Genomic DNA, 12,784 nt, shown 5'->3' on the forward strand with positions numbered 1-12,784 from the left:
CTTTTGCAATCCAAAGAGGAGCCAGCTAGCGACTGTTCACTCTTGCTCAGGGAATGGTATCAGCCTTCTGATGCCGGCTGGCCACCTGAGGTCACGGTATCGACGCGTTTTTCCAGCTGCTGGAGGCGCTTGGCCATATCGTCCAGGTGGCGGATACGCGCGGCGCTCTTGCGCCAGTCAGCCAATGGCTGCATGGCCGTACCGGAAGAATAGGAGCCCGGCTCGGTGATCGAGCGGGTAACCATGGTCATTCCGGAAATGAATACGTTATCGCAAACATCAATGTGCCCCACCAGCCCCACGCCACCCGCCAGCATGCAGTGCTTGCCAATGCGCGTGCTGCCGGAAATACCGACACACGCAGCCATGGCGGTGTGGTCGCCGATCTGCACGTTGTGGGCGATCTGGATCTGGTTATCCAGCTTGACCCCATCGCCGATGCGCGTGTCCGACAGCGCGCCACGGTCGACCGCCGTGTTGACGCCGATTTCCACATCATCGCCGATGGTAACGCCGCCAATCTGGGCGATCTTGCGCCAGATGCCCTTCTCGTTGGCGAAGCCAAAGCCCTCGCCGCCGATCACCGCACCCGACTGAATGACCACGCGCTTGCCGATGGTGACGTCGTGATACAACGTGACCCTCGGTGCCAGCCAGCCGCCTTCACCCACCACGCAACGGGCACCAATGAAGCAATGTGCACCAATGCTCACGTTGGCGCCGATACGGGCGCCACTTTCGATGACCGCGAACGGCCCGATGCTGGCGCTGGCATCTACCTGGGCATCCTCGGCCACCACGGCGCTGGGATGGATTCCCGCCACAGCCTTGGGTTTCGGATCGAACAGGTGGGAAATGCGCGCATAAGCCAGGTACGGGTCGGCCACGACCAGGGCATTGCCGGCAAAGCTTTCGGCGTCCGCGGCCTTGAGCAGCACCGCGCCGGCCTGGCAGTTATCCAGGTACTTGCGGTACTGCGGGTTGGCCAGGAAGGTCAACTGCCCGGGGCCAGCCTCTTGCAAGGTGGCCAGCCCGGTAATCTGCAGCGCCTCGGGCCCCTTCAGGGTGGCACCGAGGGCCTCGGCCAGCTGGCCTAGCGTCATGGTCACACTCATATCAACGGGCTTGGTTCATGCGCTCGATGACCTGGCGGGTGATGTCGTACTGAGGTTTGACATCGATGACCGCGCCACGCTCGAGAACCAGGTCGTAACCGCCTTTCTTGATCACTTCCTCGACAGCGCCATCCAGCTTCGGCTTCAGCTGCTTGAGCATGTCACGGTCGGCAACGGCCTTGGCTTCGTTCAGCTCCTTGGACTGGAACTGGAAGTCGCGGGCTTTTTGCTTGAACTCGAGCTCCAGGCGCTCACGCTCCTGCTGCTGCATCTTGTCGCCGCCCTTGATCAGGCGGTCCTGGATACCCTTGGCGCTGCTTTCCAGGCTTTTCAGCTTGGTCAGTTGCGGGCCGAATTTCTTCTCGGCATCCACCGCGTACTTCTTGGCGGCGTCCGATTCCAGCAGGGCCATCTGATAGTTCAGCACGGCAACCTTCATTTCGGCGAAAGCCGGGGTGGCGACCAGCGCCGCGGCCACTACGGCCAGTTGAGCCAATTTACGCACGATGCACTCCTGGATAAACCGTTGTCGTTAAGCAAGGGCCGACCTCAGAAGGTCTGGCCCAGAGAGAATTGGAACACCTGGGTATCGGCATCGTCCGGCTTCTTGACCGGCATTGCCAGGCTGAAGCTCAGCGGGCCCAGTGCAGTAATCCAGGTCACGCCCAGGCCGACCGAACTGGCCATGCCCGAGAAGCCGACCTTCTCGCAATCAGGCTTGTTGCCGCAATTGGTGTCGAACACGTTACCCACATCCCAGAACACGGAGGTGCGCAGCGAACGCTGGTCCTTGACGAACGGCAGTGGGAACAGGAGCTCGACGCCACCTTGTACGAGGACGTTACCGCCGAACGGTAGTGGATCCTTGTCCGGATCCTCAATAGTCCCCGGTTTACCGCCATTGTTCTCACCGCGGCTTGGGGTACTGCGTGGGCCCAGGCTGCTGTCTTTGAAGCCGCGGACGGAGTTGAAGCCACCCGCGAAGTAGTTCTCGTAGAATGGCAGGCCGGAGGTGCTGCCATAACCATCACCATAGCCCAGCTCGGTGTGCAGGCGCAGGGTGTAGTCATTGTTGATCGGCTGGAACAGCTGGCCACGGTAGTCGAGCTTGAAGAATGACAGGTCGCTGCCTGGAATGGTCGATTCCAGGGTCAGGCTTTGCGAGTGACCACGGGTCGCCAGCACACCTTTGTTCAAGGTCGACTCGGACCAGCCGATCGACGCCTTGAAGTTGAGGAAGTTGTCGCCTTCCTGGTCGAGGAAGTCGAAGATCTCGTCAACGGTGTACTTGCCGGTCTTGATCTTGTCCTGCTGCACGCTCAGGCCGTAGGTCAGGCGCGAAGTTTCGCTGATCGGGTAGCCCAGGCTCACACCTGCACCGAGGCTGTCCACCGCATAGCTTGCCACGTCGACATCGAGGTCATCGTAGTTGGTGCTGCGGTAGAAGGCGTTGTAGCCCAGGCTCACGCCGTCGGCGGTGAAGTAGGGATCCACGAAGCCAAAGTTGTAGCGGGTCTGGTATTCCGAACGGGTCAAGCCGATGGACACCTTGTTACCGGTGCCGAGGAAGTTGCTCTGGCTGATCGAACCACCCAGGATCAGGCCCGCGCTCTGGGCGAAACCGACGCTGGCGGTGATCGAACCGGAGGCTTGCTCCTCCACGCTGTAGTTGACGTCGACCTGGTCATCGGTGCCGGGCACCGGTGGGGTCTCGACGTTCACTTCCTTGAAGAAGCCCAGGCGCTCGAGGCGGGTCTTGGACTGGTCGATCAGGTAGGTCGACGCCCACCCGCCTTCCATCTGGCGCATTTCGCGACGCAGCACTTCGTCTTCGGTCTTGGTGTTACCGCGGTAGTTGATGCGGTTGACGTAGGCACGCTTGCCCGGGTCGACCACGAACATGATGTCTACCGTGTGGTCCTGTTCGTTCGGCTGTGGCACGCCGTTGACGTTGGCGAAGGTGTAGCCCTCGTTGCCCAGGCGGCGGGTGATCAGCTCGGACGTGGTGGTCATCACCTTGCGCGAGAATACCTGGCCAGGCTGCACCAGCAGCAGCGACTTGACCTGGTCTTCCGGCACCTTGAGGTCACCGGACAGCTTCACGTCGCGAACGGTGTACTTCTCGCCTTCGTTGATGTTGACGGTGATGTAGACGTGCTTCTTGTCTGGCGTGATCGACACCTGGGTCGAGGCGATGTCCATGTTGATGTAGCCGCGGTCCAGGTAGTAGGAACGCAGGCGCTCAAGGTCACCGGACAGCTTTTCGCGGGCGTACTTGTCGTCGTTCTTGAAGAACGACAGCCAGTTGGTGGTTTTCAGCTCGAACAACTGGCCCAGGGTATCGTCGTCGAACACGTTGTTGCCGACGATGTTGATGTGCTGGATGGCCGCGACCGTGCCTTCGTTGATCTTGATCTTCAGTGCCACGCGGTTGCGCGGCTGCGGCACCACCTCGGCGTCGACCTCGGCCGAGTAGCGGCCCTGGGCCACGTACTGGCGCTGCAGTTCGTTACGCACGCCTTCAAGGGTGGCACGCTGGAAGATCTCGCCTTCGGCCAGGCCGGATTGCTTCAGGCCTTTCATCAGGTCATCGGTGCTGATCGCCTTGTTGCCTTCGATCTCGATGCTCGACACCGACGGGCGCTCGACCACGTTGATGATCAGCACATTGCCATCGCGGTTCAACTGGATGTCCTGGAAGAACCCGGTCTTGAACAGGGAACGGGTCGAGTCCACCAGGCGGCGGTCATCAGCCTGGTCACCGACGTTCAGCGGCAAGGCACCGAACACGCTGCCGGCGGATACCCGCTGCAGGCCGTTGACGCGAATATCGGAGATGGTGAAGGACTCGGCGTGAACTTCAGCGATCATCAGTGCGGACATGACCGCAGTTAGCAGCAGACGTTTCATGAAGTCCTTTTATTCCAACTGGCAATAAACAACCCGCCGTGAAAAAACGGCGGGTTCGCAATTGAGCGAAGCTTTATAGTCGACCCAGATCGTTGATCAGGGCGAGCAACATCACCCCTATGACCAAACTGATACCGATCTGGACCCCCCAACCTTGCACCCGATCCGACAGCGGACGACCGCGCGCCCACTCGACCAGATAAAACAGCAAATGCCCCCCATCGAGTACCGGGATGGGCAGCAGGTTAAGAACCCCCAGGCTTATGCTCAGGTAGGCGAGGAAATTCAGGAAATCCCCGATGCCGGACTGGGCTGAAGCGCCCGCCACTTTAGCAATGGTTATCGGTCCACTCAAGTTTTTTACCGAGAGCTCCCCGAACAGCATTTTCTTCAGCGATTCGAGGGTAAGGACACTCATGTTCCAGGTGCGCGACAAGCCCTCGCCCACCGCCTCCAGCGGGCCATAGCTGACTTCGCGAAGCATGCTGGCAGGCCATTCGCCACCTTTGACCCCGGCGCCCAGGTACCCGGCAACGGCCTCGCCCTCGCCCTTGTGGGCCAGGACCACCGGCACGTCGAGGGCAGCACCGTCGCGCTCCACGCGGACCTGCACCTTGGCATCCGGCCGGGCACGTACACTGTCGACCACCTGCTGCCATTCGGTCACGGCAACCCCGTCGACCGCCAGCAGCTTGTCACCGCTCTTTAGGCCCGCAGCGGCAGCCGGCCCTTTCGGGTCGATCTCGGCCAGCACCGGCGCAATCGCCGGGCGCCATGGGTGCAGCCCAAGGGACTGGATCGGGTCTGGCTCATCGGCGCCCTTCAACCAGCTGTCCAGCTTGACCTGCAACTGGCGCTCGGCACTGGCGCCATCGTCGCGCACGCCAACCTGTAAGGTGCCGCTCTCGCCCAGGCGCCGCACCAGCTGCAGGTTGACCGCCGCCCAACCGCTGGTCGGCTTGCCGTCCACAGAGACGATTTCCTGACCTGCGGCCAGCCCGGCGGACGCCGCCAGGCTACCGGCATCGACGCTCCCAATGACCGGACGAACCTGTTGGGTACCCAGCATCGCCAGCAGCCAGAAGAACACGATTGCCAGCAGGAAATTGGCGATCGGGCCGGCCGCGACAATGGCGATACGCTGGCCTACCGGCTTGCGGTTGAACGACTGGCCGAGCAACGCCGGCGGCACATCACCTTCGCGCTCGTCGAGCATCTTCACGTAGCCGCCCAGCGGGATCGCCGCCACGACGAACTCGGTGCCATGGCGGTCATGCCAGCGCAGCAGCGGCGTGCCGAAGCCCACCGAAAAACGCAGCACCTTCACGCCACAGCGGCGCGCGACCCAGAAGTGGCCGAATTCATGAAAGGTCACCAGCACCCCCAGGGCCACGAGGGTGCCGATAATCATGTAGAGCGCTGTCATGTCCATCTCCGAATGATATTCAGCGGGGCGGGGCAATACCCTGCCCCCTCACGCACCGTAGCGAGCCTGCATCAGCGGCCGTGGCGGCGCAGCCACTCCCGGGAAAGCTCCCGGGCCCGCTGGTCGGCGGCGAACACCGCGTCCAGGGAAGGCAGGGGCACCACAGGTTCCTGCTCGAGTACCTGTTCGATCATACCCGCGATCTCCGGGAAGCGAATACGCCGCTCGAGAAATGCTTGCACCGCCACTTCGTTGGCGGCATTGAGCACGGCGGGGGCACTGTTACCGGCTTCGGCAGCCTGCCGCGCGAGGCGCAGGCAAGGGAAGCGTTGTTCGTCGGGCGCCTGGAAATCCAGACGGGCGACGGCGAACAGGTCCAGCGGCGCCACCCCGGAGTCGATCCGTTCGGGCCAGGCCAGGGCGTTGGCGATCGGGGTGCGCATGTCGGGGTTGCCCAGCTGCGCGAGGACCGAGCCATCCACGTAGTCGACCAGCGAGTGGATCACGCTCTGCGGGTGCACCACCACTTCGACCTTGGCCGGCGCAGCATTGAACAGCCAACAGGCTTCGATCAGTTCCAGCCCTTTATTCATCATGCTGGCCGAATCCACGGAGATCTTGCGCCCCATCGACCAGTTAGGGTGCGCACAGGCCTGCTCCGGGGTCACCCCCATCAGCGCTTCGACGGGCGTTTCACGGAACGGGCCACCGGAAGCCGTCAGCAGGATCCGCCGCACCCCCACCGCACTCAGGCCACGGGCATAGTCGCCAGGCATGCACTGGAAGATAGCGTTGTGCTCGCTGTCGATTGGCAGCAGCACGGCGCCATGGCGCCGCACGGCGTCCATGAACAGGGCCCCCGACATCACCAGCGCTTCCTTGTTGGCCAGCAGGACCTTCTTGCCCGCCTCGACAGCCGCCAAGGTGGGCCGCAAGCCGGCAGCCCCGACGATGGCCGCCATCACGGCGTCCACTTCGCTTGCCGACGCCACCTGGCACAACCCGGCGTCGCCTTCGAGCACCTCGGTTGCACAACCGGCCGCCGCCAGACCTGCACGCAACCGCATGGCCGCTTCACTGCTCGGCACCACGGCGAACGCCGGGCGGTGGCGCACGCACAGGGCCAGCAGTTCGTCCACACGCGAATAGCCACTGAGGGCGAACGCCTGGTAGCGATCAGGGTGCCGGGCAATCACGTCCAGGGTGCTCAGGCCGATGGAGCCGGTGGCACCGAGCACGGTGATACGTTGCGGGCGAGTCACATGACACCCCATTCGGCAGCCCACAACAACACGGCAAAGATCGGGATCGCTGCCGTCAGGCTGTCGATGCGGTCGAGCACACCGCCGTGGCCTGGGAGCAGGTTGCTGCTGTCCTTGATGCCGGAGCGGCGCTTGAACATGCTCTCGGTCAGGTCACCGACCACCGAGGCCATCACCAGCAGCGCAGCACCCAGCAGGCCGAGCAGCACCTGGCCGACGCCCCAGTCGCGGCTTATGCCCACACCGAGGGTGATCAGCAAGCTGACCGCCAGCCCGCCATACACGCCTTCCCAGCTCTTGCCGGGGCTGACCTGCGGGGCCAGCTTGCGCTTGCCGAATGCACGGCCAGAAAAGTACGCGCCGATGTCGGCAGCCCACACCAGCACCATGACCGAGAGAATCAGCCAGTTGCCCAGCGGCCAGTGCTTGAGCAGCACCAACCCCTGCCAGGCGGGCAGCAATACCAGCAGGCCTATCAGCAGCCGGCAGGCAGCACTGGCCCACAACTCGCTGCTGCGTGGATAGGTCAGCACCAGCCAGGTCGCCAACCCCCACCAGATCACTGCGGCGCCGAGCACCCAGGGAGCCAGTTCCGGCAGGATGTACAGCAGCATCAGCGCCCCGGCCACCACCAGGGCGTAGGCAATGCGCAGCGGCTGGGCCATCAGGCCGGCCAGGCGCGCCCACTCCCAGGCACCGAGGGTCACTACGAAGCCGATGAACAGGGCAAAATCCCCACCGTTGAGCAGGAAGAAACCACCCAGCGCAACCGGCAGCAGGATCAGCGCGGTAATGATGCGTTGTTTAAGCATTAAGCACGAGCTCCAGCCTCGACCTGCTCGCTGGTCTTACCGAAGCGGCGCTGGCGCGAAGCGAAATCGGCCAGGGCTTTACGCATGGCCTCGTGTTTGAAGTCCGGCCAGTACAGGTCGGAGAAATACAGCTCGGCATATGCCAGCTGCCACAGCAGGAAATTGCTGATGCGATGCTCGCCACCGGTGCGGATACACAGGTCCGGCAACGGCAGCTCACCGGTTGCCAGGCACGTCTGCAGCAGGCCAGGGGTAATGTCGTCCGGGCGCAGGTGCCCGGCTTGCACTTCCCGCGCCAGCCGTTGCGCGGCCTGGGCAATGTCCCACTGGCCGCCGTAGTTGGCAGCGATTTGCAGGATGAAGCGGTTGTTGCCGGCGGTCAGCGCCTCGGCCTCACGCATGGCAGCCTGCAACTCCGGGTGGAACCGCGAGCGGTCACCGATGATACGCAGGCTGATATTGTTTTCGTTGAGGCGCTTGGCCTCACGGCGCAGGGCCGAGAAGAACAGTTCCATCAGCGCACCGACTTCTTCGGCCGGGCGCTGCCAGTTTTCACTGGAGAAGGCGAACAGGGTCAGCACCTCGACCCCGGACTGGGCACAGACTTCGATGACCGCGCGAACGGCGTCGACACCCGCCTTGTGCCCGGCAACGCCGGGCAGCAGGCGTTTTTTTGCCCAGCGGTTGTTGCCGTCCATGATGATCGCGACATGACGCGGCACCGAGGACGGCACCGCTGGCTTGGTCTTTTCCATTAAAAAACCCCGGCCTCAGACGGCCATCAGGTCCTTTTCCTTGGCCTTGAAGGCAGCATCGACCTCGGCAACGAACTTGTCGGTCAGCTTCTGGATGTCATCAGCGGCGCGACGCTCTTCGTCTTCGCTGATTTCCTTGTCCTTGGTCAGCTTCTTCAGGTCGGCCAGGGCGTCGCGGCGCACGTTGCGCACGGCTACCTTGGCGTCTTCGGCAACAGCGCTGGCCTGCTTGGTATAGCCCTTGCGGGTTTCCTCGGTCAGGGCCGGCATCGGCACGCGGATGGTGGTACCGGCGCTGGACGGGTTCAGGCCCAGGTCAGAGGTGAGGATGGCTTTTTCGATAGCCGCGCTGAGGTTCTTGTCGTGGGCGACGATCTTCAGCGTGCGGGCATCTTCGACGGTGATTGCAGCCACCTGGTTCAGCGGCATCTCGCTGCCCCAGGCAGTGACCCTGACGGTATCCAGGATGCTTGGGTGAGCGCGACCCGTACGGATGGCCGCCAGGTTGCGAGCCAGAGCCTCGAGGGACTTGGTCATGCGCTCCTGCGCGTCTTTCTTGATATCGTTGATCATTTCTGGACTTCCTCGATCAGAGTTCCTTCCGCGCCGCCATGCACGATGTTCAGCAGGGCGCCGGGCTTGTTCATGTTGAAGACGCGCAGCGGCATCTTGTGGTCGCGGCACAGGCAGATTGCCGTGAGATCCATTACCCCCAGCTTGCGATCCAGCACTTCATCGTAGGTCAGATGATCGAACTTCTCGGCATGCGGGTCCTTGAATGGATCTGCAGTGTATACACCATCGACCTTGGTTGCCTTCAATACCACGTCGGCATCGATTTCGATGGCGCGCAGGCAAGCGGCAGAGTCGGTGGTGAAGAACGGGTTGCCAGTACCGGCGGCGAAAATCACGACTTCCTTGGCGTTGAGGTGACGCATGGCTTTGCGACGGTCGTAATGATCGGTGACACCCACCATGGAGATCGCCGACATGACGATGGCAGTGATGTTCGCCCGCTCCAGCGCGTCGCGCATGGCCAGGGCATTCATCACGGTGGCCAGCATCCCCATGTGGTCGCCGGTAACACGGTCCATGCCGGCTGCACTGAGCGCCGCGCCACGGAACAGGTTGCCACCACCGATCACCAGGCCGACCTGAACACCGATGCCGACCAGTTGGCCGACTTCCAGCGCCATGCGATCCAGGACCTTGGGGTCGATCCCGAACTCTTCCGAGCCCATCAGGGCCTCGCCGCTAAGTTTGAGTAGAATGCGTTTATAGCGAGCCTGATGACCACTGCCCTGCTGAGCCATTGCGAATCTCTCCTGCGGCGTTTGTAAAATTCTTGCGGGCTGCTTGAGCCTGCTTGTAACTGTAACGTGACGCAACGATTGCGTCCGCGAGCAGCGGTTTCTGTAAACCGTTCCCGCTTTGACAAAGAGGCTGCGCGCGTGAGCGGGCAGCCTCTTTGGGGCGACAGACGGGGCTGTCTTACTGCTTGGCAGCAGCTACCTGAGCGGCAACTTCAGCAGCGAAGTCGTCGACTGGCTTCTCGATGCCCTCGCCTACTTTGAAGTAGGTGAAGGAAACGATTTCAGCACCGGCTTTCTTGGCCAGCTCGCCAACTTTGACTTCCGGGTTCATGACGAAAGCCTGCTCTTTCAGCGAGGCTTCAGCCTTGAACTTGGTGATACGGCCGTTGATCATGTTCTCAACGATGTTCTCTGGCTTGCCGGCGATCTTGTCAGCGTTCAGCTGCAGGAACACGCCCTTCTCACGCTCGATGGCCTCGGCGGAGATTTCCGACGAATCCAGGAACTCAGGGTTCGACGCAGCCACGTGCATGGCGATGTTCTTGGCCAGCTCGACGTCGCCGCCGTTCAGGACAACAACGGCACCGATCTTGTTGCCGTGCAGGTAGGCACCGACAACGTCACCCTCAACGCGCACCAGGCGGCGGATGTTGACGTTCTCGCCGCACTTGGCGACCAGGGCTTCACGAGCAGCTTCACGCGAAGCGATCAGCGGCGCAGCGTCGGTCAGCTTCTGGGCGAAGGCTTCTTCGAGGCTTTCAGCAACGAAGTTCTTGAAGTCGTCTTGCAGGGCCAGGAAGTCGGTCTGCGAGTTCACTTCCAGCAGAACGGCGGATTTACCGTCGGTCTTGACCGCGATAGCGCCTTCAGCAGCGACGTTGCCAGCCTTTTTGGCGGCCTTGATGGCGCCCGAGGCACGCATGTCGTCAATGGCCTTTTCGATGTCGCCGCCGGCCTTTTCCAGGGCCTTTTTGCAATCCATCATGCCTTCGCCGGTACGCTCGCGCAGTTCTTTGACCAGCGCTGCAGTAATTGCTGCCATTTCAAAATCCTCTTGGAAAGTTTTTCAACCATTCCACCCGTTGGTCACGGGCGTTAAATTCTGCAAATCCGCTGCTTGTGTTCCAGCAAGCCCATGATGCGGGGCCGATGCTGACAGCAGGATTTCAAGGTGGCAAAAAGGGGGCAGAGCCCCCTTTTCGCGTGCCAAGTAGACGCTAGCGCCTATTACTCAGCAGCAGGTGCAGCCGCTTCTTCAGCGTAGACTTCAGTGCCGCCGGCAACGTTGTTGCGGCCGCGGATGACGGCGTCAGCCATCGAAGTCATGTACAGCTCGATAGCGCGAATGGCGTCATCGTTACCTGGGATGATGTAGTCAACACCTTCCGGGCTGCTGTTGGTATCGACAACGCCGATAACCGGGATACCCAGTTTGTTGGCTTCGGTGATCGCGATGCGCTCGTGATCAACGTCGATAACGAACAGAGCGTCTGGCAGACCACCCATGTCCTTGATGCCGCCCAGGCTGCGATCCAGTTTTTCCAGGTCGCGGGAGCGCATCAGGGCTTCTTTCTTGGTCAGCTTGGCGAAAGTGCCATCTTCGGCCTGGGTTTCCAGGTCGCGCAGACGCTTGATCGAGGCGCGGATGGTTTTGTAGTTGGTCAGCATGCCGCCCAACCAACGGTGGTCAACGTATGGCGAACCGCAACGAGCAGCTTGCTCGGCGACGATCTTGCCGGCGGAACGCTTGGTGCCGACGAACAGGATCTTGTTCTTGCCCTGGGCCAGGCGCTCTACGAACGACAGAGCGTCGTTGAACATTGGCAGGGTTTTTTCCAGGTTGACGATGTGGATCTTGTTACGCGCGCCGAAAATGTACTTGCCCATTTTCGGGTTCCAGTAACGGGTCTGGTGGCCGAAGTGCACACCGGCCTTCAGCATATCGCGCATATTGACTTGGGACATGATAGTTCCTTGATAAGTCGGGTTGGGCCTCCACGTATCCCAATGACCAACCCGCGAATTCTGCAACTCGGGGCACCCAGGTCATCGTGTCGACACGTGTGTGGGTTAAATGCTGACGGGGTCGTGCCCGAAAGCGGCGCATGTTATACCACAGACCGCGGGCAAACGGAACCCGGTGGAAGCAGCTGCAAGCTGCAAGCTGCAAGCAAAAGCTGCAAGCAAAAGCAAAAGCAAAAGCAAAAGCAAAAGCAAATGCAAAAAGCAAAAAGCAGCCGACGCACGATCCGCTTCTTCTTGTAGCTTGCCGCTTGCCACTTGCCACTTGCCACTTGCAGCTTGCAGCTGGACGCTCTGATAGAATAAGCCCTTTCCCGTTTGTTCGCGCCGTGCACGGCGCCGTAGAGAGCCTGTAATGACCGTTACCATCAAGACCGCAGAAGACATCGAAAAGATGCGCATCGCTGGCCGCCTGGCCGCCGAAGTGCTGGAAATGATCGAGGAACACGTCAAGCCCGGCGTCACCACCGAAGCGCTGGACCGCCTGTGCCACGACTACATCGTCAATGTTCAGCAGGCCATCCCGGCGCCGCTCAACTACAAAGGCTACCCGAAGTCGATCTGCACCTCGATCAACCATGTGGTCTGCCACGGCATCCCCAATGACAAGCCGCTCAAGAACGGTGACACGCTGAACATCGACGTCACCGTGATCAAGGACGGCTACCACGGCGATACCAGCCGCATGTTCCATGTCGGCACCGTGCCGGCATGGGCCGAGCGCCTGTCCAAGGTGACCCAGGAATGCATGTACAAGGCCATTGAACTGGTCAAGCCAGGGTGCCGCCTGGGCGACATCGGTGAAGTCATCCAGAAGCACGCCGAAAAGAACGGCTTCTCGGTGGTGCGTGAATTCTGCGGCCACGGTATCGGCAAGGTGTTCCACGAAGAACCGCAGATCCTCCACTACGGCCGCGCAGGCACGGGTATGGAACTGAAAGAAGGCATGACCTTCACCATCGAGCCCATGATCAACCAGGGCAAGGCCGACACCAAGGTGCTGGGCGACGGCTGGACCGCCATCACCAAGGACCGCAAGCTCTCGGCCCAGTGGGAGCACACCCTGGTGGTGACTGCGACCGGCTACGAGATCTTCACCCTGCGCAAGGACGATACGATCCCGCGCACCTCGGCCTGAGCCCGGCCAACCCACGACAGGAACGTGACGC

General features: G+C 61.6%; 12 protein-coding genes. 1 reads left to right on the forward strand and 11 read right to left on the reverse strand.

The genetic code is table 11. The features are described 5' to 3' along the window. Positions 1 to 59 precede the first annotated feature (59 nt). The 11 genes from lpxD to rpsB all read right to left on the reverse strand — a co-directional run bounded on the left by lpxD (position 60) and on the right by rpsB (position 11,558). Entirely contained in the window at positions 60 to 1,115 is a 1,056-nt protein-coding gene (lpxD, locus tag EGJ22_RS03810; protein WP_029886979.1) for a UDP-3-O-(3-hydroxymyristoyl)glucosamine N-acyltransferase, read from the reverse strand. 1 nt (position 1,116) lies between these two features. Further along, the gene (locus EGJ22_RS03815) at positions 1,117 to 1,620 is read right to left on the reverse strand and encodes an OmpH family outer membrane protein (RefSeq protein WP_003252311.1); all 504 of its coding nucleotides are present in this window, start codon (positions 1,618 to 1,620) and stop codon (positions 1,117 to 1,119) included. A 44-nt stretch (positions 1,621 to 1,664) separates the two neighbouring features. Then, a complete protein-coding gene (bamA, locus tag EGJ22_RS03820; RefSeq protein ID WP_125920123.1) occupies positions 1,665 to 4,025 on the reverse strand; it encodes an outer membrane protein assembly factor BamA in 2,361 nt (786 codons plus the stop codon). 73 nt (positions 4,026 to 4,098) lie between these two features. Then, entirely contained in the window at positions 4,099 to 5,451 is a 1,353-nt protein-coding gene (gene rseP / locus EGJ22_RS03825; protein WP_125920124.1) for an RIP metalloprotease RseP, read from the reverse strand. A 71-nt stretch (positions 5,452 to 5,522) separates the two neighbouring features. Further along, the gene (gene ispC, locus EGJ22_RS03830; RefSeq protein WP_125920125.1) at positions 5,523 to 6,713 is read right to left on the reverse strand and encodes a 1-deoxy-D-xylulose-5-phosphate reductoisomerase; all 1,191 of its coding nucleotides are present in this window, start codon (positions 6,711 to 6,713) and stop codon (positions 5,523 to 5,525) included. Further along, complete coding sequence (locus tag EGJ22_RS03835; protein ID WP_009686946.1) at positions 6,710 to 7,525, reverse strand: phosphatidate cytidylyltransferase; 816 nt, start codon at positions 7,523 to 7,525, stop codon at positions 6,710 to 6,712. Before EGJ22_RS03835 ends, ispC begins: the two co-directional genes overlap by 4 nt. Further along, positions 7,525 to 8,280, reverse strand: a complete 756-nt coding sequence (gene uppS / locus EGJ22_RS03840; protein ID WP_009686947.1) for a polyprenyl diphosphate synthase — start codon at positions 8,278 to 8,280, stop codon at positions 7,525 to 7,527. Before uppS ends, EGJ22_RS03835 begins: the two co-directional genes overlap by 1 nt. A gap of 15 nt (positions 8,281 to 8,295) precedes the next feature. After that, positions 8,296 to 8,853: a ribosome recycling factor gene (gene frr, locus EGJ22_RS03845; RefSeq protein ID WP_029886984.1), complete on the reverse strand. Its 558-nt coding sequence runs from the start codon at positions 8,851 to 8,853 to the stop codon at positions 8,296 to 8,298. Continuing rightward, the gene (gene pyrH, locus EGJ22_RS03850) at positions 8,850 to 9,593 is read right to left on the reverse strand and encodes a UMP kinase (RefSeq protein ID WP_009686950.1); all 744 of its coding nucleotides are present in this window, start codon (positions 9,591 to 9,593) and stop codon (positions 8,850 to 8,852) included. Before pyrH ends, frr begins: the two co-directional genes overlap by 4 nt. 178 nt (positions 9,594 to 9,771) lie before the next feature. Continuing rightward, complete coding sequence (gene tsf / locus EGJ22_RS03855; protein WP_009686951.1) at positions 9,772 to 10,635, reverse strand: translation elongation factor Ts; 864 nt, start codon at positions 10,633 to 10,635, stop codon at positions 9,772 to 9,774. Between the two features lie 185 nt (positions 10,636 to 10,820). After that, a complete protein-coding gene (gene rpsB / locus EGJ22_RS03860; RefSeq protein WP_003252287.1) occupies positions 10,821 to 11,558 on the reverse strand; it encodes a 30S ribosomal protein S2 in 738 nt (245 codons plus the stop codon). A gap of 412 nt (positions 11,559 to 11,970) precedes the next feature. On the opposite strand from rpsB, the gene map reads away from it, so the two are divergent. Further along, positions 11,971 to 12,753 carry a type I methionyl aminopeptidase gene (gene map / locus EGJ22_RS03865; RefSeq protein WP_125920126.1) on the forward strand — a complete coding sequence of 261 codons (783 nt, stop codon included), beginning with the start codon at positions 11,971 to 11,973 and terminating at the stop codon, positions 12,751 to 12,753. The last annotated feature ends 31 nt before the right edge of the window (positions 12,754 to 12,784 follow it).

Source organism: Pseudomonas sp. p99-361 (genome assembly GCF_003935475.1).
Lineage (GTDB): Bacteria > Pseudomonadota > Gammaproteobacteria > Pseudomonadales > Pseudomonadaceae > Aquipseudomonas > Aquipseudomonas juntendi.